The 24,199-nt window shown below is 53.7% G+C and carries 21 protein-coding genes and 2 pseudogenes; 8 read left to right on the forward strand and 15 right to left on the reverse strand.

Translation table 11 applies throughout. From position 1 onward, the window contains the following. Window positions 1–8: 8 nt before the first annotated feature. Window positions 9–1,268, reverse strand: coding sequence for a replication initiation protein (locus AC2FIM_RS19645; protein WP_271952489.1), 1,260 nt, complete (start codon window positions 1,266–1,268; stop codon window positions 9–11). Window positions 1,269–1,848: 580 nt separating this feature from the next. Between AC2FIM_RS19645 and AC2FIM_RS19650 the strand changes: the two genes are divergently transcribed. Continuing rightward, complete coding sequence (locus AC2FIM_RS19650) at window positions 1,849–3,234, forward strand: AAA family ATPase (protein WP_496679694.1); 1,386 nt, start codon at window positions 1,849–1,851, stop codon at window positions 3,232–3,234. Further along, a complete protein-coding gene (locus AC2FIM_RS19655) occupies window positions 3,227–4,294 on the forward strand; it encodes a ParB/RepB/Spo0J family partition protein (RefSeq protein ID WP_496679692.1) in 1,068 nt (355 codons plus the stop codon). Before AC2FIM_RS19650 ends, AC2FIM_RS19655 begins: the two co-directional genes overlap by 8 nt. A 229-nt stretch (window positions 4,295–4,523) precedes the next feature. On the opposite strand, the gene AC2FIM_RS19660 is transcribed toward AC2FIM_RS19655, so the two are convergent. Then, window positions 4,524–5,207 (reverse strand): IS6 family transposase, encoded by a 684-nt coding sequence (locus tag AC2FIM_RS19660; protein WP_271952492.1) that lies wholly within the window; start codon window positions 5,205–5,207, stop codon window positions 4,524–4,526. A 76-nt stretch (window positions 5,208–5,283) separates the two neighbouring features. Here AC2FIM_RS19660 and AC2FIM_RS19665 point away from each other — a divergent pair. Together AC2FIM_RS19665 and AC2FIM_RS19670 are read left to right on the forward strand one after the other, a co-directional pair. Next, window positions 5,284–5,610: pseudogene (locus AC2FIM_RS19665) on the forward strand (DDE-type integrase/transposase/recombinase); the annotation flags it as partial. A 57-nt stretch (window positions 5,611–5,667) separates the two neighbouring features. Beyond that, window positions 5,668–6,069, forward strand: coding sequence for a GNAT family N-acetyltransferase (locus AC2FIM_RS19670; protein ID WP_271952528.1), 402 nt, complete (start codon window positions 5,668–5,670; stop codon window positions 6,067–6,069). Window positions 6,070–6,297: 228 nt separating this feature from the next. Here the strand turns inward: AC2FIM_RS19670 and AC2FIM_RS19675 are convergent, their stop codons facing one another. The 4 genes from AC2FIM_RS19675 to AC2FIM_RS19690 form a co-directional block, all read right to left on the reverse strand. Continuing rightward, the gene (locus AC2FIM_RS19675) at window positions 6,298–6,705 is read right to left on the reverse strand and encodes a universal stress protein (RefSeq protein ID WP_271952494.1); all 408 of its coding nucleotides are present in this window, start codon (window positions 6,703–6,705) and stop codon (window positions 6,298–6,300) included. Window positions 6,706–6,765: 60 nt separating this feature from the next. Further along, window positions 6,766–7,215 (reverse strand): phasin family protein, encoded by a 450-nt coding sequence (locus tag AC2FIM_RS19680; RefSeq protein ID WP_271952496.1) that lies wholly within the window; start codon window positions 7,213–7,215, stop codon window positions 6,766–6,768. A 133-nt stretch (window positions 7,216–7,348) separates the two neighbouring features. Next, the gene (locus tag AC2FIM_RS19685) at window positions 7,349–7,756 is read right to left on the reverse strand and encodes a c-type cytochrome (protein WP_142636019.1); all 408 of its coding nucleotides are present in this window, start codon (window positions 7,754–7,756) and stop codon (window positions 7,349–7,351) included. Between the two features lie 31 nt (window positions 7,757–7,787). After that, window positions 7,788–8,003: a hypothetical protein gene (locus tag AC2FIM_RS19690; RefSeq protein ID WP_142636020.1), complete on the reverse strand. Its 216-nt coding sequence runs from the start codon at window positions 8,001–8,003 to the stop codon at window positions 7,788–7,790. A gap of 156 nt (window positions 8,004–8,159) precedes the next feature. On the opposite strand from AC2FIM_RS19690, the gene AC2FIM_RS19695 reads away from it, so the two are divergent. Together AC2FIM_RS19695 and AC2FIM_RS19700 are read left to right on the forward strand one after the other, a co-directional pair. After that, window positions 8,160–9,380, forward strand: coding sequence for an APC family permease (locus AC2FIM_RS19695; protein ID WP_142636022.1), 1,221 nt, complete (start codon window positions 8,160–8,162; stop codon window positions 9,378–9,380). A 48-nt stretch (window positions 9,381–9,428) separates the two neighbouring features. Continuing rightward, on the forward strand, window positions 9,429–11,045 hold the full coding sequence (locus AC2FIM_RS19700; protein WP_271952501.1) for an MFS transporter: 1,617 nt from the start codon (window positions 9,429–9,431) through the stop codon (window positions 11,043–11,045). A gap of 9 nt (window positions 11,046–11,054) precedes the next feature. Here AC2FIM_RS19700 and AC2FIM_RS19705 read toward each other — a convergent pair whose 3' ends face one another. The 8 genes and pseudogenes from AC2FIM_RS19705 to AC2FIM_RS19740 form a co-directional block, all read right to left on the reverse strand. Continuing rightward, window positions 11,055–12,629: a trypsin-like peptidase domain-containing protein gene (locus tag AC2FIM_RS19705; RefSeq protein WP_496679686.1), complete on the reverse strand. Its 1,575-nt coding sequence runs from the start codon at window positions 12,627–12,629 to the stop codon at window positions 11,055–11,057. A gap of 317 nt (window positions 12,630–12,946) precedes the next feature. Then, window positions 12,947–14,071, reverse strand: a complete 1,125-nt coding sequence (locus AC2FIM_RS19710) for an ABC transporter permease (RefSeq protein ID WP_496679684.1) — start codon at window positions 14,069–14,071, stop codon at window positions 12,947–12,949. Beyond that, window positions 14,072–16,768 (reverse strand): ribosome-associated ATPase/putative transporter RbbA, encoded by a 2,697-nt coding sequence (rbbA, locus tag AC2FIM_RS19715; RefSeq protein WP_496708368.1) that lies wholly within the window; start codon window positions 16,766–16,768, stop codon window positions 14,072–14,074. After that, window positions 16,765–17,760 carry an HlyD family secretion protein gene (locus AC2FIM_RS19720; RefSeq protein WP_271952509.1) on the reverse strand — a complete coding sequence of 332 codons (996 nt, stop codon included), beginning with the start codon at window positions 17,758–17,760 and terminating at the stop codon, window positions 16,765–16,767. Before AC2FIM_RS19720 ends, rbbA begins: the two co-directional genes overlap by 4 nt. 346 nt (window positions 17,761–18,106) lie before the next feature. Further along, window positions 18,107–18,484 carry a nuclear transport factor 2 family protein gene (locus AC2FIM_RS19725; RefSeq protein ID WP_271952511.1) on the reverse strand — a complete coding sequence of 126 codons (378 nt, stop codon included), beginning with the start codon at window positions 18,482–18,484 and terminating at the stop codon, window positions 18,107–18,109. Between the two features lie 244 nt (window positions 18,485–18,728). Then, on the reverse strand, window positions 18,729–19,514 hold the full coding sequence (locus AC2FIM_RS19730; protein WP_271952513.1) for a formate/nitrite transporter family protein: 786 nt from the start codon (window positions 19,512–19,514) through the stop codon (window positions 18,729–18,731). A 255-nt stretch (window positions 19,515–19,769) separates the two neighbouring features. After that, window positions 19,770–20,216 (reverse strand): universal stress protein, encoded by a 447-nt coding sequence (locus AC2FIM_RS19735; RefSeq protein WP_271952515.1) that lies wholly within the window; start codon window positions 20,214–20,216, stop codon window positions 19,770–19,772. A 997-nt stretch (window positions 20,217–21,213) separates the two neighbouring features. Continuing rightward, window positions 21,214–21,452 (reverse strand): annotated as a pseudogene (locus tag AC2FIM_RS19740) (transposase); the annotation flags it as partial. A 642-nt stretch (window positions 21,453–22,094) separates the two neighbouring features. On the opposite strand from AC2FIM_RS19740, the gene AC2FIM_RS19745 reads away from it, so the two are divergent. Then, complete coding sequence (locus AC2FIM_RS19745) at window positions 22,095–22,280, forward strand: hypothetical protein (RefSeq protein ID WP_142636042.1); 186 nt, start codon at window positions 22,095–22,097, stop codon at window positions 22,278–22,280. A gap of 165 nt (window positions 22,281–22,445) precedes the next feature. Here AC2FIM_RS19745 and AC2FIM_RS19750 read toward each other — a convergent pair whose 3' ends face one another. Continuing rightward, window positions 22,446–23,444, reverse strand: coding sequence for a hypothetical protein (locus AC2FIM_RS19750; RefSeq protein WP_271952517.1), 999 nt, complete (start codon window positions 23,442–23,444; stop codon window positions 22,446–22,448). Between the two features lie 205 nt (window positions 23,445–23,649). Here AC2FIM_RS19750 and AC2FIM_RS19755 point away from each other — a divergent pair, with 205 nt between their 5' ends. Continuing rightward, window positions 23,650–24,177 carry a PepSY domain-containing protein gene (locus tag AC2FIM_RS19755; protein WP_271952518.1) on the forward strand — a complete coding sequence of 176 codons (528 nt, stop codon included), beginning with the start codon at window positions 23,650–23,652 and terminating at the stop codon, window positions 24,175–24,177. Window positions 24,178–24,199 lie beyond the last annotated feature (22 nt).

Genomic DNA, 24,199 nt, shown 5'->3' on the forward strand with positions numbered 1-24,199 from the left:
TACCGCGATCAGTCGAAAGCGTCTGGCTCTAGCTCTTGCCAGAATTCGAAGATTGCGGTTGCGTTCAGCCCCGAGCGCCACGCATGCGCTCGGAAATGCTCGCGGTCCAGGTCGTTGTCTAGACCGGCAAGAAACAGTCTTTTATCTGCGTCCCTCTGTGTCGGGTTTCGCCGCGAAACCAGCTCTTCTACGATCGAGAGTTTCCGCGCCCGCTCCTCCCGCTCGGCTACCCGTTCGGCATAGGCTTTGTCTTCAACCGCCACTTGGGCCTGCCTCGCCTGCGCTTCTTCCAGTGCTTCGGGGCTGGGCTTCGCTGGCTGTTCCGGTTCAGGTGGCTGATAGTCATCGCGCAATGCAGCCGACAGATAGCCCAATGTGGATTTCACTCCGCCCTTTTGCCTTACGTAATCAAGTTTCTGCGCAACGTAGTCTTCACCATGTTCGGAAATCCACTGTCGGGCCAAACGATCCGAGACCCCTTGATCACGTAGCTTCGTGTACACCTGCATATTCCGAGCACCGTCGCTGTCATCAATTTCGAACATCGCCTTTTGCGGGTTTCCCTTAATCCGAAAGCGAATATTGGTGACCGCCCGGCCTTTCTTTTGGAACTCGGGTTCGATCAGAATGTCCGAGCTTTTGTTCACCTCGGCAACCGCCGGCTTGATGATCTTGGCGTTGAGATGTTTGAAGCTGGTATAATAGTCGCTGCCATCTACACCCATGAGCTTTCGAAACACGTCCAAGGCCCACCAACCGGTCGAGCCGATGCGCACAAAGCGATAGCAGTTTTCATACAGTGCCAATCCGTGCCCCGAACTAAAGTTGCGCTGAATCTGAACGTTGATCAGCGCATAGATTTTGGGATCATACAGCTTCTGCGCCAGCGCCGGTGAGTAGGCATATTCACAAACACCATTCTTGAGCTTGGCAAAACTCAGCAGAGAGGAAACACCCCATTCCTGACGCCCCTGCTCATCCAACATGTCCCATTCAGCGACAGTCTCGGCCAGGGCGCGCAGGCTTGCACGCAAGGTATCAAAATCGTTCGAGTTATAGCCGACCATCATCGCCAGAGTTCGTGCATCGATGGTATGGGTCTGTGCAGATGTCAGCGCATCATAGGCATTGAGAAGCAGGACATTCGACAGCTTTCGCTGAAGCAATGTCAACTTACCGCTGATGTGAATCGCGGCGACGTTCTTTTTCACCGTTTCCCTTCGCAAGGCTCCGGATAGGTGATCCATGTCTATTTGTGTTTCCGGCATGATTCTGCCTGACTGCTCTTTTTTGTATTTCTGCCATGAAAGGTACCTATCAATCAACTTCTATTAGGTGCCCAAATACAGGTTCAGGCTCATCCCGAAAACGGGTACCCTAAACAGATATACCTAAACTTATCCCCAGACCTATCATCGCGAGCCCGTCATAAGAACGACTCAGACAGGATCGAACGTACTGGAAACGGCTTTGTAAGTGTCTAATAGCGTCGAAGATCCACGTCCCTGCGAATCGGTGCCCTTGTTCCTGTCGAATGGTTCCCTTGGTCCCGTATCTGGGCACCTTTGATCCCGGAATCGGATACCCCAGGAACTGTAAATGGGTCCCTAATGTGATCTAACTTGTTGTTATAATTATCATATTCTTAATCTAAATCTCTTAAAGACTCTATAAATAGTAAACTCTTTGTTGGCGTGCTCTCTCATTTTTCTAGAGTTTCGTGGCGAAACCCAGCCTCGCGCGCAAAAACTGTGGAAAACTTCCGATAGCAGGATAGCTTTAGAAGATAATGTTCGCTACATTCCTAAATATACGCCGCTAAGGCGAACATCTTCTGAGGCAACGACAGTGAACAAATCAAACCAACCTCCGTTACCGCCATATCTGAATCTTGATCCCGCAACAGCGGCCGGGAAGTTACCTGATCCTATAGGCACCTCTCGATTCGCAAAAGCAGCGGCATTCTGCGCCAAAGGCCGTGAGGATCTTGCTCGCCGAGGTTATGCCCCTGATGGTGAAAAGCGGCTGCGTAGGTTTTCAATCTGGGAAATAACTAAGTATCTAATTCCGGTTGCACCTGCGCATCTCCGCCGTGTCCTCAAAGCAAATCCTGATCTTCCTCAAGGCGAAGGAGAAGCTGGTTCAAAATGGTTCACTTTGGAAGAGGTCCTGACCTTGCGCCAGCATTTTGCGGCTGAAGGCGTCAGCACGAAGGAGTATCTTCCCTACCGGCCTGAAGGGCTTCCGGCAAAGGTTGTTTCCGTTGCAAATTTCAAAGGCGGTGTTGGAAAAACCTCGACCGCCGCCCATCTGGCCATGTCCGCCGCCTTGGACGGGTACAAAGTTCTGGTAATCGACCTCGACAGCCAAGGATCCATGACGTCGATCCTTGGCGGGTCCGTCGCAGATGAATGGCAAACTGTGTTCCCCTTGATCGCAAAGGACTATGCTCGGGCGGTGCAGGAGGAAAACCGCGTGCGCAATGCGGCAGGTCAACCTGAAATTCCTTTGGATGAGACCTTGCAAGAGGCGCTTACAACGACTCCTGGCGATGTAATTCAGAACACCCATTGGCCAAATATTGATCTGATAGGTGCGCAGTTGAACCTTTACTGGGCCGAGTTCCAGATCCCAGTGTGGAGGATGGGGCTGAGAAGTTGGCCTTTGTGGGACGGCCTGACCAATTTCCTCGAGGATGAAGGTATCCTCAACGATTATGACATCGTCTTTCTCGATACGCCTCCTGCACTTGGGTACCTTACGATCAATGCACTGGCTGCTGCAGATATCCTTTTGGTTCCGCTTGGAGCTTCGTTTCTGGAGTTTGATTCAACGGGTCGGTTCTTTGACATGCTCTATACGACCTTCGCCAGTATCGAGGATGGTGAAAACACGGCACAACGCGCAGCTGGCTTGCCTGAGCTCAAGTTCGAATGGGATGTTGTACGCGCAATCATCACCCGGTTTGATGCCAGTCAGCAAACAGACATGGCGAACGTAATTCAGGCCTATTTCGGGGATTTCATGAATGCCTACCGGCAGGACTATACTGCTTTGGTCGGGCAGGCTGGTGAGCAGGTGAATGGGATCTACGAAGCCGACTACCGTGATTTTAACCGCGACACATATGTTCGGGGTCGGGAAACATTTGACCGGACTTACGCAGAATTCAAAGAGGTTCTGATCGGTTGCTGGTGGCGCGACGCTCAGATGGGAGGAGAAGCAGATGGCTAAACGCAGAAGACTGACCGCACCGGATACAACAGAGCTCGAACAGCTTGAAGCGGGTTTCGCCGCGAAACCGTCGATCAGCCCGTTTGAAGCAAGCTCGTCAGCACCTCCAATAGCTCAGGTTGCGGCGGAGGCCGCCACTTTGGGTGGCATGGCGTCCGTGACAGACAGGGTCGCTTTGGCCCAGGACCAAGGTGATGCAGCTCGATGGCGCGATGCACAGACCGCCGGTTTGATTGCGGAAAAAATACCGCTGGATCAGATTGATCCTGATTTTATCCGCCGTGACCGGATGGTTGAAGACGAAGAAGCCATGGCGGAACTGTTGGAATCGTTGCGCGTTCACGGCTTGAGAACGCCAATCGAGGTGAGCCGGGTCGGTGACAGTTTTGGCCTGATCTCGGGCTATCGGCGCCTGGAAGCCTTCAAGCGGCTGTCCCAAAGTGATGCTCGGTTCACCGAGATTCCTGCATTTGTCCGTGAGGCTGGAACAGGGCAGGGCGCTTACGTCTCGATGGTGGAAGAGAATGAGCTGCGCTCGAACCTCAGCCCTTATGAACGCGGGCGCGTCGCGGTTCTGGCGGCAGGGCAGGGGGTTTTTGCTTCAACCGAGGCCGCTGTCGATGTGCTTTTTGCCGCAGCGTCCAAAGCCAAACGGTCCAAGGTCCGTAGCTTTGCTATGGTCCATGAAGCGTTGGGGGATTTGCTGCAGCATCCCGTGTCGTTGTCAGAAAAGGCCGGACTCAAGCTTGCTTCGGCATTGCGGGACGGGGCACAAACCAGATTGCGTCAGGCATTGGCTGGCGCCGGCCCGTTGGATTCCAAATCCGAATGGGGTCTGCTTGAAGCTGCGATCAAGGGCGTGCCGGACGTGGAAAAAGCTAAATCGCGCGGCGGGCGCCCGCAGCAGGTGCAACGATTGACACCGGTTGTCCTTCCCACAGGCGGCACAATTCAGGCCGAGGTGACATCTGGGGAACTCCGCCTCAGGATACGCGGGCGGGAAATTTCAGTTGATGAGGCTCAAAAACTGATCGACCAGATTGGCAACCATCTGGGCTAGCCCTTTGACGAGACCGGGATAGATCGATCTCGTCGCCAAACAAATCAAAGAGCTGACTGGATTGGTTCGCAGAGGCGAGTTCTACTACTGTCATGGTAATGATCAAAATGTGGAATAAATGATCATTGTGAATTCAAGATCCTTTGGAGGTGCTCGCTAGGGATGTGTCGCAAACGGTTCTGTCGCAAACTTTTTGGATGGCTAAGCATCTTTGAAATTGGTGGGCAGATTAGCGTGCCAGCTCGGCGAACTGCTGAAACGGGCGGAGTCCGGGCGTGAATTGATCTTTGCGGATCATGTTGACCAATTCTATGCCTGCCAGGATAGATGCGGCTGATGCGAAGGATTTGAAACCGAGCATGGGCCTGATCCGTCGTTTGATGAATCTATGGTCTTGTTCGATGATATTATTGAGGTACTTCCGCCTAACCATCTCAATCGGTATTGGGCAGCCAAAGCCTTTCAGCATCTTGTTTATGGCTTTGATGCCGGCAGTGTTGGCCCCGCTTTTGTCGATAACAATCTTATGCGGCAGACCGTTGACTTCGAGCGCGCGGGCAAAAAACTTCGTTGCCGCAACTTTGTTTCTGCGCTTGGAAAGCATGAAATCAAGCGTATTGCCGAACTTGTCGATCGCGCGATAGAGATACACCCACTCACCCTTCACTTTCACATACGTCTCATCCATGCGCCAAGAACGATCCACAGCATGCTTTCGATATCGCGCGGCTTCAGCCACGAGCCCGGCATATTTGCCCACCCATCGGTTCAGCGTCGCATGATCCAAGTCGACGCCCCGTTCGGCCATGATTTCTTCCAGGTCTCGATAGGAAACACCGTAACGCAGGTAAAAGAAGACCGCGTGTAGGATCACGTCCTTTGGGAAATGCGCGCCTTTGAATGAGATCGTCACCGTTTGCTCATGTCTTATCCGAGCGCGCACTATCAGAACCGCAGTCGGAATGACAGTTGGGAGCAAAGTTTGCGACAGAACCCTTGAGGTGAACGGATTGCCACGCAAGATCGTCATCGACTAAAGTGGTGCCAATACAGCTGGCATCAAAGCGATCAACAAGATGCTCAAGAGCTTTGGTTGTCCGATCCCATTCGATATGGTCAGGCGGAAATACCTCAACAACATCATTGAACAGGATCACCGATTTATCAAACGAAGGATCAGACCCATGCTGGGATTCAAATCCTTCGCTTCAGCCGCATCTGTCCTGGCAGGCATAGAACTGGTCAACATGATCCGCAAAGGTCAATTCACGCCCGGACTCCGTCCGTTTCAGCAGTTCATCCAACTGGCGGGATAAACTGCTCGCCAAATCCACTGATGCTTTGCCATCTAAAAAGTTTGCGACAGAACCTCGATCAGTGTCAAACCGGACGGGCAGATTGCAGGCAACGTGCTGTTTACGCCGTTCGTCTTCCAGGACCATCCGGACACAAAATGCTACCTGCTCGCACCTTGCGGCGTGTCGCCGGTGTATCAAGGCCATGGAGTCGGCAAGGAGCTGATGGAAACCAGTATCGAACACCTGAAGTCCATTGGAACGGATGCTGTGTTCGTGCTGGGCGTCCCCGACTTCTACCCCCGGTATGGTTTTGCCCCAACTGACAAACAGACGCCTTATCCTGATCTGTTGACGGCGCATGAAGCATGGATGGCCCTTGAGCTGACAGCCGGAACGGTCGAGTGCTTGAACGGCACGACGATGGCGATCCCTCAGTTCGTGCAAGCGCATTGGTGGGACACCTCAGGGCGCGAGTGACGCAAATACCGAGAACCAGACATTGGGCATTGATTGTTTAATGTCTGGTTTGTCCCGTATAGCAGACATCGGCGCTCCTCATTGTGAACTCTCGAATGTCTGCTGAGAGCCCATAGCGTGAATACGATTTTCATGCTGCGCGTGCTCACAGCGCCAATTTCACTCCGTCGTCTTTGTGTCCCATGCTGGGCATCCGGCATTTGACTTGGACACCTGCCTAAAAACGACTCAGCGGATCACGTGGACAGAACAATTGGCGTGGTGAACGACCCGGTTCGCAGTCGACCCAATAAAAATGTTCTCGATCCCCGGCTTGTGTGAGGCCAGCACGATGCAATCGATGCCATTTTCATTTGCGAAATCAACGATCGCTCGGCCAGCGCTCCCCGAGATAAGCCGCGGTTTCGCCCCCGGTAGCTCTGCAGCGTTCCGATGTAAGCCCTCCTGAAGCTCTTTTCGCGTGTTTGCCAGAACTTCCTCAGGTATCTGGGATGCCACATATGCAGGGATCGGCTCCTGCACATGGAGCACTGTGAATTCCGCATCGGCACTCGCCAGCAAACGAGCAGCTTCAAATGAGGCCTGTGTATCGTGATCGTTGTCCAGCGCGACTGGAATCAGAATGTTCTTATACATGTTAGTCACCTTCGATTGCTCCAGCTACGATCATTCCGGCCTCCGCGGTGATACGGCACTCTAAACCGGTTCGGATTTCGAAGACTTACCCGCTTTCTTTGCTGTGCTTGCAACATCATCTATTGTTTTTTCCACAGCTTCGGCTTCGGTTTCCGCTGCAAATGCTGCACATCGGGCAACTGTTTCGAACCATTCCTGAGCGTCAGCCACGAGGCGTTCGGCTGAATGCTTCTGCCACTCTGCTATGGATTGCAGTGCTTTCGCCGGATCAGTCGGGTCTGCAGCAGACGCCGAGCGCGCAGCTTCTAGCGCGGTTCGAACAGCCTCGTGGCGCCTCTCAAACCAATGTTGTGCAAAGGCCTCTGCCTCTTTCAGTGATTTCTCCTGCGTGTCCCAGAATTGCTCAAGCTGAGCGCCTAAAAACGGATTGGCCGTAGTAGTCGGCTGCATCTGCTTGAAAACATCAACAAGTGGGTTGGAGTAACTTGATTTTGGCTTCTCTTCAGGCATCGGAGATTCCTCCTCATCTTCCCAATGTTGAATGTTACCAAATCCCGTAGAAAATAACCTTAATGTAGATCAACCGGCGTCAACAAACGTGGGCAGTGGTCCTCTACAATCTAATGGCAGCATTTGTACCAACCTACTCGATTTGTATGGACTCAAGATAATAAATCACATTTGCCAACGGCACACCTGCGAACATTGGCTGGCCGTCAGGCATGGTCAGCGCAACTTTTTGGTCCGAATCCAAAGCTGGTCCAAAAATGGGCATTTCTCCGCCATGCGCGAGCAATGGTGCGCGACCATCAATTTGACGCGCCACCTCCTCAATCGGAAAAACACCGTCGTTTTGGGCCGCAAGCCTGGTCAGATCAGGCGTCCTTATTGCCAGCATCTCCGCCATTGGACCATCTCCAGTGGCCTCGAAACCATGGCATTGCCAGCAATAGGTTCTGTAGAGATTGTGCCCGTTTTGAAGGTCAATATCCTGCGCCAGTGCAGCACTTGCAGCAAATATTGACAAAAGAAGTCCGCGATAAACTGGCATTTGTTCCTCCTCGAACGTCAGCATTTCGCGTTTAGACTACGCGGTATTGAGCGAACGCTTCATTGATCTCGCTCATATTCAGCCTTTGAGTACCAGCTGGGAAAAACTGCGACGAAAGTAAGTACACTGCAGTCGGTTCCGCTTGGCTGGTCGGTTCTTGGCGACCAATGACATAGATCAATTCAAAAAGGTACATTACATAGTAAAGCATGAATGTTTCAGCGGGATTGCCGTTCATCGCCTGCATCCAAATCAAACATGGTGATAAGCGGAATTGCAAAAGCGTGGAAATTCCACCGCAGGGGCTCGGAATGAATGGTGGCGAGCCCCTCGTTAGTGACTGGTGTACTCAACCGCGCTGTAGCTCGGTACACAGGCGTTTGTTCATTGAGGAGTGAAGCCAATGCATACGGCCGATCCACCGACACCTAAACTCCGACGCGCGCTTACTGCCCCGTTGCTTACGCTTTACGGACTAGGTGTCACCGTTGGTGCGGGAATCTATGTGCTTGTCGGTGCCACCGCCGAGGTCGCTGGTCCTTACGCCGCTGTTTCGTTTCTCATTGCAGCGCTCGTCGTTTCGCTGACGGCTTTGTCGTACGCCGAACTCGCAACCCGTTATCCCGTAAGCGCGGGAGAAGCGGCATACGTCGAAGCTGGGTTTCAAAGAAACTGGATTGCCGTGTTGGTGGGTCTCGCCGTCGCTGCTTCGGGAGTGATATCGGCTTCGGCCGTTGCGATTGGAGCGGCCTCCTATCTTCACACCCTGACCAACCTTGGCACCACGTTGCTTACGATCGGCATCGTGTCGGTTATGGGACTGATTGCACTCTGGGGCATCGCGCAATCAGTATTTGTGGCGGCAGTGATCACGATCATCGAGATTTCGGGGCTTCTGTTTGTGATTGGCTGGGGCATGTCCGTGCAGGATCCGCAAGGCTATGCGTTCAGCGAGACGTTTCCAGGTTTTGAGATCAACGCTTGGCGGGGCATTTTTGCGGCGTCGCTTCTGGCTTTCTTTGCCTTTGTTGGATTCGAGGACATGGCAAACGTCGCCGAAGAAGTAAAAGACCCAGTTCGCACAATTCCTAAGGCAATTCTGCTGACGCTCGTTCTGGCGACGGGTCTGTATCTGGCGACCTCAATTACGGTCCTGCTTGTTGTTCCTATCGACACCTTGTCGACGTCGACTGCCCCGCTTGCTTTGGTTTTTTCAAATGCACCCGAAGTAATCAAACAGGGGTTTGCCGCAGTCGCAGTCGTTGCAACAGTCAATGGCGTCCTGATCCAGATGATAATGGCGTCGCGGGTAATCTACGGTCTTGCCGACCGGGATCATCTGCCGAAAATACTGGCGAGTGTCCCGCAGGTAACCCAGACACCAGTCGTCGCAACCCTGCTGGTTGTGGCGCTAATCCTTCTACTGACCCAAACACTGCCGATCGGCACCCTAGCAGAACGCACATCTCAGATCGTCTTGGGGGTGTTTGTGCTAGTCAATTTCTCGCTGATCTTTTTGAAGTTGAAACCGGATTCAACCCGACAACATTTCCACGTACCTCTTGTCGTGCCAATCCTTGGTGTGCTGACCAGCACCCTGCTTTTTGGCGCCGGGTTTCTTTGAGAGAAAATCCGACGGCGTTAGGTTGCCAGAACGGGATCCGAATGACGTATGAACACTGATCGACCTACACTTGGAAGGCGGCTCTCTGACTGGTGGCACCGGACATTCGTTGATCTGGTCGCGCAATTACAATGGTCCTACATGCCACCGTTAATGGTGTACTTCGCGGCCGGAGTTTCGGGACTGACATCCGTCGTTGGCGCGTTTTTCCTCAAGGACTATCTGAATCTATCTGCTGCTTTCGTGGCGGGCTTGGCATTTTGGGCCGGATTGCCCTGGATTTTGAAAATGCCGCTTGGGCATCTGGTGGATCTGTTCTGGCGTTGGAAATCGCTGCTGATATTGGTTGGCGCGTCTCTTATCACGGCCTCGTTGCTTATCATGTATGGACTTGTGACCGCGCCTGCCCAGATGGCCGGGGTCATGCTGCTTGAGCATTGGTATGTCGTTGCCTTGATCCTGGCACCTTCTGGTTATGCCATTCAGGACGTCGTGGCAGATGCCATGACGGTCGAAGCGGTACCACAAACCAACCAAGATGGGTTCGCGTTTACGCATGAAGAAGTTCGTGCCCGCCACACTACCATGCAGACCCTGGGCAGGATTGCGATCATATCCGGGTTTGCGGGAGTCGCAGCGGTTAACATTTGGATTTTTTCGGGCGCGGAGGATCTGGATAAAAGCGATCGTTTGGTTCTCTACGGTCAGGTCTATCTCGTCGCTCTGGTTGTCCCCTTACTGTCGATCAGCGGAGTGGTTCTTCATGCTCTGATACAGCGTCGCCTCGTTAGTCTTGGGCACCTTCCACACAAACCGGATCAAGCCACCGAAGTAAGGTGGCCAATACTGCTGGGAGGTCTCGCGTTTGTTGTACTCAGCGTTGTGTTGGGAACCGCAAATTTCGCCTTTGCGCAAGAGACTGTTTTTGCGGTTTCGCTCACGGTCATTCTCTATCTCATGTCACGGCTGCTAAGGGAACTGGAGTCGAAACAGGCCAAGGTTCTGATCGGGACGGCGACAATCATTTTCGTTTTTCGCGCGGTCCCGTTGCCTGGTCCGGGATTGACCTGGTTCGAAATCGACGAGCTTGGGTTCGACGAACAGTTTCTGGCAATTCTGGCGCTCCTGACCTCACTACTAGCGCTGCTTGGCCTGATCATCCTCAGACCGTTTATGGCCAGTCGTTCCATCGCGCAGGTGGTGGTACTGCTCACCATTGCCGCCGGAGTGCTGGCCCTGCCTAACCTTGCTTTGTACTACGGAGTGCATGAATGGACGGCCGCGCACACAGGCGGGGTTGTGGATGCAAGATTCATCGCCATACTCGACACAGCCGTCGAGTCACCGCTGGGTCAGATCGCGATGGTCCCGATGCTGGCCTGGATCGCACGTAACGCCCCGACACATCTCAAGGCGACCTTTTTTGCTGTCATGGCGTCTTTCACCAACATGGCATTGTCGGCAAGCAGCTTGGGCACAAAATACCTAAACCAGGTATTTGTCGTGACTCGTGTCGTGACCGAACCCAGAACGGGTACAGTTGCATCCATCGCTGACTATAGCCACTTGGGGAATTTGCTGATTACCGTGGGCCTGATCTCTGTCATAGTCCCACTGATTATGGTTTTTCTTGTGCAAAATTCACCATATCGGACAGGCGAATGAATACGCGGATCAATCGCTTTCATTGAGAAGTGTCTTGAGGTGCGACACCGGAACGCCAATATTCGAACCACCAAACTCGGGTAAGATCGCGGCGTTGATCGCAACCACCTTACCGTTTCGGTTCAACGCAGGTCCCCCGCTTCCTCCAGTTGTGGTCTCTGCATCATAAACAAGGGCGCCGGGACTGGTCTGGGCTACGATTCCCCGGCTGGCCAGGGGTCGGATTTTATTTTGTTCCGAAAGATGGGTCGCAATTGTCCAGAAATCCACGGCGCCTTTATTCTCTAGCGTTTTCAGAAAGCCCGGACCGGCCTGCGCGATAAGAGCCTTCAGGCCGGTTGGATATCCAAGCAGGAAAACTTCCTCTCCCGCTCGCGGTGGCTCATCTGCAAGTAACAGCCCAAGACCCCGAACGCGTGTGGCGTCGATAGAGAGAAGCGCCAGATCTGCGGTTTCGCTTGCTTTATGCAAGACAGCCTTAATTGGCACAGTTTGATCAGGCAAATAGACCAGCAAACTCAGCATCTCGGCCTCCAGCGCTGCGGCCTGAAGGGCTTGTGCACGGTCGCCAGTCGTCCAGGGCAAGGCAACATGACGGTTGGTCACCAACAGAGGCGGGTCCTGTAGAAGAAACCCGGTTCCAGTAAACTGAAACTCAGCAGGTTCGCCCATCGCATCTGGTTCGAGCCACGGTTGTCCAAATGGCGTTTGCAGATTCTTTCCATCGGGGCCAACCACATGCCGCAGCAATTTCCCGCTTTTGATCTGCCGCAATCCATAGGCGCCCTGGACGAACGCGACGGAACGCGTAGAGGCTGTGATAATCCGCGTTGATGCGCCTGCGCGTTCCTCCAGCGTGCCAAGACGCTGCTCAGTGGACAGCACCTGACTCTCGAATGCGTCTTTGAGTGCACCCAAATCCTCTGGCGTCAATGAGTCTTCCCGGGTCTGTGCCAGCATAACGGCAACTGCTTCGATCTTTCGGGATTCTCGTTCCAGGCTGTCCGCCAGCTTCCTGTCGTTCTGAAACAGTAAATACCCAAATACGGCGATCAGAAGGATTGCGCCAATAACGGTGATCCTGAAGAGAATTGTGGTTTGTGATGTTAGCCGACGCCCACTGTCGCGCAGTGCACCGGAAATTTTCCTTGGAAAGGGTCGACGGCTTGTTCTCGCATATGCGTACGCGTCGCTTAGGATATCCTCGACCGTGCGATGTGCAGGGAATGAGTGTTCGCATACCCTGTAGCGGGACATCGGGCCTTTTTCGCCGAATTCGATCATGTCACCGTGCCTGAGGTCAGCCGAAGCGACCTTGTGACCGTTGACCCAGATATTCCGATCAGACAACGCGTTTAACGTGTAACCGTCATCTGACCACTGAAGAGTCGCAATGTCTTCGTCATAAGCTGGCACATCTTCTTTCGGTCTCAGCCTCAAGGTACGGTCCGGACCGACCGAGGCCGACACAGCGTTGTCGGCAAGCCAGACTACGGCCCCGCGGGACGGGCCGGTCAAGCTCTCCAGGAATGCACGGACATTACCTGTATCAACTCCTGTGTCGCCTTGGTCCGGTGTCCGCATGGCCCATCTCTGTTTAATAGCGCTATACCCACTCTATCATGGGCAACCTCGAAACTTCCACGTTTGGCAATAAAGCACACATTCAGAGTATGCCCGGGAGCGGTTCTCCGGCGGTTAATTGTTACCGTCGAGTTAATTGCAAGTAGGTGATGCCATCAGGAGAAGTCCAATCACCGACCGACCAGCCTTCTGTACATGTTGACCCGATCTTGGTGAACGTGCGTGCGCTTCAAATTTGCTTACTTGGATGAGACCTTGATCTTACGCAAGCGGGTGTTCTGTCAGCCGCCTAGTTTGGCTCAGGTGCAAAAACTTATTTAGGTCTCTTGTGCAACCGAGCGTCTAAAAAGCAGCAGACTTGTTGCCAGAAGGATCGCGCCCAAGCACGCCATCCATACAAACTCTGCCCAGACCGTCTCGATCCCTGCACCTTTGAAAATAATGGACTGACTGGCTGACATGTAGTGGCGGGATGGGAGGATAGATGTTCCGATCTGAAGCCAGCCGGGCTGCCCTTCGATTGGCGTCTCTCCTCCTGACAGCATCAACATTGGAAGCACCGTCAGCATAACCAAAAGTGCGAATTGAGCCATTGAGCGCGCAATCGTCGCAAGAAACACCCCAAGCGCCGTCGCCGTGAAGAGAAAGAGAGCTGTGCCAATTAAAAACAACACCTTCGATCCCGCGATGCTGATCCCCAGGAAGTCTTGCATAACAAAGGTCAGCGAGAGAGCGGTCGCTACCAGAACCACCGCCGCGTTTGCCCAGATCTTGGCGACCGCAATGTCAAATGGAGTAAGCGGCATCGCCAGCAGGTGTTCGATTGTTCCATGCTCGCGCTCACGGATCATGGCAGCACCGGTAAGGATTGTGGTCAGCCACATGATCTGGCCGATCAGCGCGACGATACCGGCGAAACGAACAGTGTCGCGGTTTGGATTAAATGCGCTGCGCACAATGATATCAATGGGCGGCGGGTCTAACAATTCTGCACCTATGGCAAAGCGCCGGATCTCGGCGCTCAAGATATTGATGATGTAGTTCGCTCCAATTCCGGCCTGCTCCATCGCTGTCGCATCGATCAAAACCTGAATTTCTGGCGCGCGCCTGGCTCGAACATCTTTCTCGAACCCTGGTGGCACTGCGACTACGAACAGGAAATGCCCTGCATCCATCTTTTCGGCTCCGGTGCCCGGTGCGATCTGGACAACGGGCTGGAATTCAGGCGGAAAAAACGCTGAGGCAAGCGAGCGTGAAAGAGGCGAGCCATCCTCGTCGGCAAATGCAATGGATGCATTGTTCACCGAGTTTGAAACGCCCGTAGCCTCCATTACGGGCGCCAGCGTGAATGACCAGACGAGCAGCGCCATCATCACCCAGTCGCGCCGAAGGCTCATCATTTCTTTCAAACCAAGCCAGAATATGCGGGACAATCGTTGCATTCACTTCTCCTGCGCTCGGAGTAACAGTGCAGCGATCAAGGTTAGCGCGGGACCGAAACAGGCTAGGGCCAGAAGGTCGGGGGCAAGTGCATCCCAGCTAAGACCTTTGGTGAACGCGCCGACGTTTAGATGCAGGAAATAGGAAGAAGGCCAAAGCGATCCAATCGTCTGAGCGCCGCCTTCCAACGTCGAGATCGGTTGTAGCAGCCCGGAGAATTGAATGGTCGGCACCACCGACGCGATAGCGGTGGCAAAAGTTGCGGCCACCTGGCTCGACGTTATGGTCGCAATAAGCAATCCATAAGATGTGGTTGCCCAAACATATAGGAAAGCACCAATTGCAAGGGGCACCGGATTTCCTTTTAGGGGCACGCCAAAAATGAAGATCGTCATCGCCGCCAAAAGTAGGAAATTGACGAACGCTATCGCAATGTAAGGGATCTGTTTGCCAACCAGAAATTCGAGCCGCGTCGTTGGCGTTGCGTAGAAATTGGTGATCGTGCCCAACTCTTTCTCCCGCGCGACACTAACAGCCATCAAAACGGCCGGCAGCATTATCAACAGGATCGCAGGCATGGCAGGGGCCATTGCAGCGATACTTTCAAAGCTTTGATTGTATCGGAAGCGCGGTTCGATGCGGGCGATTTCGACCGACTGCTCGCCACTTTGGCGGGCCATTACTTCCAGAAACGTACTGTGAAGCCCGGCCACATAGCCCTCTATTGTCTCACCCTTGAACGGTATCGCACCGTCCACAATTGCCAAGACTTCAGTTGGCTCGCCGGCGCGCAGCTTGCGACCAAAATCGGGTGGAAGTTCGACAACCAGCGAGATGTCTCCTTTGGCCAACCGCTCGCGGCCGTCTTCAAAACTGGCCAGTGGCGCCGTGGGGTTGAAATAGCGCGAACCAGAAATCTCGGCGATATAGGTACGACTCTCAGGCGATTGAGACAGGTCGAGTACCGCGAAATCCAGGTCTTCTATGTCCAGAGTGATCCCATAGCAAAAGACCAACATCAGGATCACCGAGCCAAGGAAAGCAAAAGCCAAACGGACGCGATCGCGCAGAACCTCGGTTGTCTCGCGCCGTGCATAGGCTAGTATGCGCCCGATACTTCCGGCAGCGCCCGGGTTGACAGCATCACCCGAAACATTGGGTGCTGCTACCGGCGCAGGGGGCTCGACGGCCTCCAAGACAGCGATGAACGCACCTTCCAGACTGTCCGACTGCGCCGTTGCGATCAACTCATCTGGTGTACCTTCAGCTAATACCCTGCCTGCATGCATGAAAGAAACGCGATCACAGCGCTCCGCTTCGGTCATGAAATGTGTCGAGACGAAAATCGTTACATCATCGTCTCGCGACAGCTCGATTAACAGCGCCCAAAACGAGTCGCGCGCCTCGGGGTCCACGCCCGAGGTTGGCTCATCCAGGATCAACACCCGAGGCCTGTGGATCACGGCGACGGCAAGGGAAAGACGCTGCTTGATACCCAGCGGAAGCGCTGACGCCAGCGTGCCCATATGTGCCTTCAGGCCGAAACGTTCGGCCAATTCATCAATGAGTTCCACACGATCCTTGATCGCAAAGATGCGGGCGTGCAACTGGAGGTTTTGTTGAACGGTCAGCTCGCCATAAAGCGAGAATGCCTGGCTCATATACCCGATCTCGCGGCGCATCCTTAGATCGCGCGCATCCACCGGTCTGCCGAACAGCAGCGCCTCTCCCTCACTTGCTGGCAGAAGACCTGTCAGCATTTTCATGGTGGTTGACTTGCCGCAGCCGTTTGATCCGAGGAAGCCAAAGATTTCGCCTCGGTGGATCGAGAATTCGACGTTGTCGACGGCAGTAAAATCGCCAAAGCGCCGGGTCAACCCACGCGCCGTGATCACCGGGTCTGCACCTTGATGATGCATGGGTACCTTGTTCGACACAAACCGGGGTTCTCCTCGCGCCTGTAGCTGCCTGTAAGATGTTTCAAGATCCCGGGCTTTACCCTTCAGCTTGGCAGGGGGGCCGTGAAATATCACCCGACCGGCATCCATCGCTACGATAAAATCGAATTGTTCGGCTTCCTCCATATAGGCCGTTGAAACCAGTATGGAGAGACCGGGCGTTTCTTCTCGGACCGCGTCTATCAGCGCCCAAAATTGGCGCCGCGACAGGGGATCAATTCCGGTCGTCGGTTCGTCCAGTACCAGAAACTTAGGGTCGTGGATCAGCGCACAACACAGTCCAAGTTTCTGCTTCATTCCGCCCGAAAGTTTGCCCATAAGCCGGTCCGAAAAGGGCGCAAGTCCGGTCGCTGACAGCAAGGCCGCGATCCTGATTTCACGTTCCTGTTGCCCCTGTCCGAAAAGACGTGAAAAGAACTCGAGATTCTCACGCACAGACAGTTCCGCGTATAAGTTGCGGCCCAACCCCTGCGGCATAAATGCGATCGCCGGGCACACGCGGTGACGGTGCGCGCGGTCACCTATCGATCCCCCGAGAACATCAATTTCCCCGGACTGAAGTTGCTTTGCGCCGGTAATCAATCCCAGCAGCGTTGACTTGCCAACCCCGTCCGGCCCGATCAATCCGATAAGCTGGCCAGTTGGCAGAACCAGCGAAAGGTTATCCAACGCAACATGCTGTCGGTACGTGTGTGTGACACCGTTGATGCAGAAACCAGATGAGCCCCCCTCGGCGCTCATTCGAACAGCTCGGGTGGAATTCGTCTATCCAGATCGTCTGGCCACGCGCCATCGGAAGTAAGTCGGATCACTGCAATGCCGCGAAGGCCGGTCTTCACATGCTCAATCCGCGCCGTAACCAAATCCCTGGGAATGCGAACCCGAACGCGAAAAACCAGCTGCTCCCGTTCGCTTAAAGTTTCTACCTGCTTGGGAGTGAATTGAGCTTCGGGAGAGACGAAGGTTACGGTTGCTGGGATGGCAAATTCCGGCAACGCATCAAGCACGATGCGCGCCTCGGCACCGATGGGCAATAGTCCCGCTTCGCGTGCAGGCAGGAAGACCTCCATATAGACGTTTTCCAAACTGAGTAACGTCAAGATCGGTTCGCCCGCTCCAACGACCTCGCCGGGCTCGGCCAGTCGATACAGAATACGCCCCGGCATGGGAGCGATGAGAGAACCATCCTCTATTTGTGCCGCAATCCGGCGCACCTCGGCCTCTGCGGCGGCAATCTGGCTATCCGCCGTTGCAACCCGGGCCTTGGCCGCGCCCAGCACGGCATCCGCAACCTGAAACGCGGTTTCACGATCCTCAAAGACAGTCATCGAGATATTCTGACCGGCCAGCAACGCCTTTGCCCGGTCAAGCTCCTGCGAAGCGCGACGTTGCTGGCTTTCTCGCTGGACGACCACGGCTTCGGCTTCGGCCTTGGTTTGGCGCGCCAGCGCAACCTCGGCACTGGCACGGTCAAGGGCTGCAGATAATTCATCTGTATCCATTTCAACCAGCAGTTCACCCGAAGCAACCAGGCTGCCCTCTGCTGCCATGACCCGAGCAACTCGCCCGGCAAAGGTTGGAGCGATTTCTACTTGTTCAGCCTCGATCCGCCCATTGCCCTGTACAAACCCAGCCGGCAATTCATCACTGTCTTCTGCGACGAAAAAATAAACAGCTGCACCTGCAAGTAGGAGCGCTATGGCGATCAGAATTGCGCGTACGTTCTTTCTCATGGCCCCGCGCACATTAGTTAATTTTCTATTCTAATTTAGCTCGCTCTCGACGTGATGCCTTGAGTTGGATCAAACAGGTTCTACCTGATGATTGTCCAAGTGCTTATCGGGTACGAATTTGCGGCTCAGGTCTGGTTGTTGGCCCACATCCACGGCCCAATGAGGCTTTCGGGGTGTGACTCTCTATGACGGCTGCGCCGAATTGGTCGCAATGATGCGCAAGGGCAAGCATCCCGTAGTCGAAATAAATGCCCAGTTGCGCATCTGTCGTGTCAAAGCTCTTACGAGTCACGCTTCCAACGTGCAGATAAGACCAACACTGCGTCAGCGTTGCTGGCTGTCGTTCCTACTTCGGCAACATGAAGAACTCTTCAAGTACAATTTTCCCATCTGCTACCGAATAAACTGCGATCTCGCTCAAGGTCATGTGTTGCCCTGTAGCCTTCTGCGTTACGTTGACCTTATATCGTACACCGAAGCGGTTTGGGGGATGAACATAGGGGCCATCCACGTCGAATTCGACGATTTCATGAGCTGCCAGCCAGTCCTCTCTTTTTCCCTTTATAGCATCCCGGCCCTTGGTGACGCGAAACTGTCGAACCGGAGGTACAACCGCCTCAATAGATTGAGCGTTTTCGGCATACATTTCACCAACGTTTGCAAGACCTCTGCGATCACGCATTGCCTGAACGAATGTTCGTCCAATCTCGACTATTTCTTCCATGATAGCCCCCCAATTTCAGCCTCAACTGTATCACATCGTACCTTTGCCAATCTTGACAGGGATCAATAAAATTAGATGTTCGCGAAGGATTCAGATCAGGATCGAGAGGACGACTTGCACAGTGGAAATGAGCGGCCCAATTTCCGGCGTCGTCTTCAGCCAGTGCGTTATTAGACAACGCCTTCAGAACCAACTGTATCCGATCATTTCTCTCCGGCGGGTGCTGAAATCGAAGAAACAGATCTTACCGTTTGGGTCCGCCAAGATAAGCAAACCAATAGGCCAAGGCAACTCCTCCCGCCCCGCCGACAATGTTACCCAGAGTGACCCATAGCAGATTGGCCGCCGCTGCGAAAACCGGCACGGTTGCTCCCGCTGCCCAGCCCTGCGGGAAGAAATACATGTTCGCAATCGAATGCTCGAGCCCCAGCAACACAAATGCAGAGACGGGCCACAAGACCGCTAGAATTTTTCCAGCGACGCTGCGGGCGGCGAAGGACAGCCATACGGCAAGGCAGACCAGCCCGTTGCACAATGCGCCGCGGGCGAAAGCCTCCATTGGTTCCAACCCCGCTTTGGCATCGGCTACCCTTATGGCAGTGCTACCCATCGGCCCCTCAAGCAAGCCGGTCAGGGCGAAGGCCAATGCAAGCCCAACGGCACCCACGAAGTTACCAACGTAGACGATGCCCCAGCTTCGGAACAGCAGCCGCAACGGTATCTTGCGATCGACCGCTGCTATCACCATCAGAACATTGCCGGTGAATAATTCTGCACCACCTGCGATCACCAGGATAAGGCCCAGGGAAAACACTGCTCCTCCCAGAACGCGGATCGGCCCTGAAGCGCTGTCTGCCCCCGTGACCGCCATCGTATAGGCCGCTGCGCCAAACCCTATGAATGCTCCAGCCAGCATCGCAAGAATGAACATGGGTGCTAGTGGCAGCTTTGCCTTTGCGACCCCGGCAGTCTCAACTAACGTTGCAATTTCAGCGGGTTTATGAGCATCGAACAGGGCCGGGGGGTTCATGTGGCGCTCCAGAGTTGGCACGAGTTTACGTAGCAGGAAGTTTAATCCTGTCTTCTGACCTTGAACTAACGCGCAAATAAAACCGGAGGCCTATCTGTTCCCTCTGAGTTCGGATAGTTCCTCCTAACACAGTTTGGCGCGCGGTCATGGCCATAGGTACCCTTGAGATCTACTTCAGCTTCCGCTTTCGCGAGATCTTAACGCAGAACTTTTCGATCCTCATCGTTTAGCGCCGATTGGGGCCAAGTTTGAAATTCAGGCAACGGTTAAAACAGCACAAGTGGCATTCCGACTGATGCCTAGAGAGGTGCTCCCTTGAATTAGGCTACCAATGCTTCCCAATCCACGGCGACCCGTCACAATCAGGTCAGCTGTGCATTGCTCGGCACATGCGATGATCTGGTCGACGGGATCACCGCGTTGGGTATACGTTTGCGAAACCGTCTGATTGTACTCTTCGGCGATCTCTCTACCAGCAGAAATAATCTTGTTTGCTGCCTGCTGCACCTCTTCGTCTGATGGCATTGTCGTGACGGCGTGATAGCCAGCCAATGCGCCCATTGCGAACGCCACGGTTTGGGGCTGAGGTGTATGAACAAGGTGAATTTGGGAGCCATATTTGCTTGAAATATCACAGGCAACGCGCAGAGCTGCTTCTGACGCCTCAGATCCATCCAAGCCAACTACGATCTTTTTGAACATGTTGCACTCCCTCCTTAGTGAGGGGTTAGTATGGGCGAGCTTGAAGTAGTTAACTTTGACTCAAATCAACACTTTTCACTGCAGGTTCGAACGTAGTCGTCCGTCTATTTCTAGAAGATACACGGTAACTGAACCAATTTTAAAGAATGTTAGGAGTTGCAAACGGGTCGTCCCAAAGGGGCAACAGCGCATAATTATTGCGAAAAACCTCGCGCAGACGCTGCATTTTTTCAAAGGGTATCAAGTTAAGCCCAATGATAAAGATCAAGGGAAATGGCGAGAAGAATTGCTATTAGGGACGTGCGTTTCAGTTCGTTTGGCAAGGTTGGCAGATTGCCCACGACATGAGATTCAATCTTATTTCTGGGGAATACAACGATGCCTTCCTCTCCGCCTTGGGTTCGCCCAGTTACGATAGCCGCATTACTCTTTGGTCTCCTTACCATTTTCTCAGGAGGAACAGCCCTGTTTGGGGGGACTGCTGCCAGAGCTGCAGTCGGAGATGCAGTTCTATTCGTGCTTTGGTTCAATTTTCTGGCTGGATTTATCTATTTGCTAGGCGCTTTCGCGCTCTATAAATCCACAATCTGGGCACAACGAATTGCCTGGTTGCTTGGCTTATCTACACTATTGGTGTTCGTTGTTCTGATACTAGTGGCACTTAGTGGAACGCCGTTTGAATGGCGAACGGTCGGCGCAATGACCATACGCAGTGCATTCTGGTTAACTGTAGCTTTCGCGCTTTCCAAAACCGCATAAGCCAGCCAATGGGTGCCTCACCCGCGCCCAAATAACTTGGCAAGACAGGCACTTTTGATTGGGATCAAGGGCCGAAGCGAGCTGTTTCGACATAGTTGGTGCGTTTTTCGAACCGATTTGCAGGAGGATCGGAATAACTGTGCTGATTGCCTACGGTACCCTAGAAGGCCAAACGGCTAAGATTGCGCATTTTATCAACGATGTGGTCAGAGAAACTAGCTACGAAACGAAGCTGATCAACGCCAGCGGTCACCCCCGCTGTCTGTCTCAGTGGCAGCTTGAATAGCACCTTGGTCGACAGGTAGAATTGGATCGCCGCATTCGAAAAGACCGGCTGTGACAAGGCCGACCTTCGTGCGCCGCGAGCCAGGTCATGTCCTTGTCCAGCCAGACAAGAAGTGACCCGCGCTCCTTAGGCGCAGCATTGTAGTCGGACCAATTCGTGACGCGTTAACGGGCGGAAGATGGCTTACTCATCCACACCGTTTAACCTTATGGATTCGCGTTGTGAATCCCTCGCTGCGAGAGATATGCAACAACGCCCGTGTTCGTGAGAACATAGCGGTCTAACTATCAGAAGGTCATTTAAGATGAGATTGATACTCGCGATTTTGCTTCCGTTTGTGGTGTTCTTCACGATCCAACGCCCTTTTCAGGGCTTTTTCTGCCTGCTCTGCGTATTCCCAGTGAATTGCCGCGTGAATCCCAATAAAGCTGCCGCCCAATCTTGTTGACAACGTTCATCCAGAACGATGGCCTCCAATCGACGTGCCACAGGCTACTTGGCAGTAAGGCCACACGGCAGACCTTCGCCGCGCTTGCATCAACAAGCCCTACAAACGGCGGCAATAGCATCGGAAGCGGACTTTTAATCCAAGATGCAGTGGTGTGGAGCTTTGGACAGTGGCCATGCGAGACAAAGCCGCCATCGGGAAATAAAATCAAAATGGAAGCATTTCCTTATACGGCGGTCAATGCCCCCTCCCAATTTGTCCACTCATACGCAACAACATTAACCGAACGTGAACAATGTATTCTCAGAGTGTTCAACCGTTATCGTTCATACTTCCTTACTCAGGGCCGATCAATGCGTGCCCGGATGCACTGAAGGGGAACAGCATGATCAATACTGCCAATGAGGGTGCGCCTAGCATTCCTACAGCAATGCAATCCTCGCGCACCGTCTCAGGCGGTGAAATGTCAAACATCACGAATTCGAGCAACGGTCGCTTCCCTCCTATCGAAAATGCACTGTCTGAAATTATCAACAATAAGCGACTAGAAGAGGCAAAACGGGGCGTCTGATCTCTCAACAGAACGTCTGCGTATATCCCAAGTCACGTGGTGTTGTCTGGGATGTAGTGAAACCCGCTCCGGATCGGAGCGGGTTTTTTTATTTGTGATGTTGTTATGCCTGCTGGCTCGGGTCTATTTGACCTGATGATTGATTGGACAATCAGCAATCAGCTATCAGCTATCAAGACCAAGCAGAGTTTTTACGGCAGCTTCGACCTCATCCGTCACAGGCTTGTTGGCGGCAGCCTCCAACGCTTCACGCTCGGTCTGCGGTTGATTTTCTACAGCCTCAGTCAGCGCATCGACTTCTGCCACCGTATCGTTGTAGTCGACCGCAGCCTGCCGTTCGGCGCCTAGGTCTTCGGCCGTATCGAGGGCTCCCTGAAGTTCGTCATTGGCGTCCTTAAGCTCTGCTTCTATATCCGGATCTGTGCCCCCGGCATCGGCAAGAGCGTCCTCAAGCTCGTTCACGCGATCCTGCTTCTCCTGAACATCTGTCAGAGCCGCATCAAGGTCTTCTTCGATCTCAGAGACCGGGCGGTCCGGCGGGGTCATGCCATCCAGCTGTGCCTGTGTTTCCGCAAGCTCCTCACGCAATTCATCTCCGGCCAGAACCGCGTCACGAAATGCGGCGATGCGGCCCACACGGGAATTAGGAGAGGCGTTCTTGAGAGCATTCTCATTAGCGTTGGCGGCGTTCAGTGCGCCTAGTTCAGATGGGTGCACGCCCAGCAGATCCGCCATCTTGTACCCTTTCGGTTTCGGGGCGGGGCGAATTGCTTTGGTCACCTGATCCACTGGTTGACTTTTGCGTACGGTCTTTACGGCTGTGGATTTGGCTTTGGTCTTTTTGCCCCCAAACAGGTCTTTCAAGGAAAACTTGTTTTTTCCCGATGACTTTGACTTACCCGCGTTGGAAGATTTCCGGTTAGATTTTCCGGCCGCTTTATCACTATCGCTAATGGACGCACCAGATCCGCCATTACCGTTTCCACCACCATTGCCGTTTCCACCGCCGTTGCCATTGCCGCCGCCGTTTCCGTTACCGCCGCCGTTTCCCCCTTTGGCATAAGCAGCATCAGGAAACGCGACAGCTCCGACAATCGCGGTCGAGCCCAGCAGGGCGATGGCAATAGCAGAGGCTTTTAGCAGGTTGATCGGTTTGGTGTTCATAATGGTCCTCGTTCGTCAGGTGCGATTCTTGTCTGTCACGGTAATCAGCGGCGAGCAGACGCAAAAACTGGGTGTCGAAAACAGAGTCCGACACCCCTAATCTAAACCCATCATCGTTGAACCCACGCGTAACTGGCTGTTCACCGTAGGTTCACATAGAAATCGGTAGATTGAGCCGGCGTTTTCGCAGTAATGAGTGACAAGGATGAAAAAGCTTATTGCCATTGCCTGTCTACTTGCCTTTCTCCACCCCGGAGAGGGACAGGCTTCTGCACGTGAGTTGACGCAATCCGAGTTGCGCAAGGCGACAACCTCAGGCAGTGCCATTCGTTTGAAAAAAGTAATCAAAGGCGTTGAAAAGGCTTTTGGTGGAACGCCAGTTGACGCGCGCGCCTTTCAGGCTGACAGGCTATATTACCGTATTCTCGTCAAGAAACCGGATGGTAAAATCGTCAGTGTCATCGTCAACGCTCAGACGGGTGTTGTTGTCTCCAACCGATCCGTCGTTGGCCGCCAGATTTTTGAAGCTGCCCGCGCTGCGCCGGGTAAATCCGGCAAGGGCACTTCGCAGGGGAAATCTGCAAACAAAGGCAATAGCGGCGGTAACTCCGGTGGCAATGGTGGCGGTAATTCCGGTGGTAACGGAGGTGGTAATTCCGGTGGCAACGGCGGCGGTAACGGCGGTGGTAACTCCGGTGGTAATGGCGGAGGTAACGGCGGGGGCAAAAAGTAATGGTTATACTTCCATTCGCTCG

The sequence above is a fragment of the Ruegeria sp. CDSC052 genome, assembly GCF_059610685.1.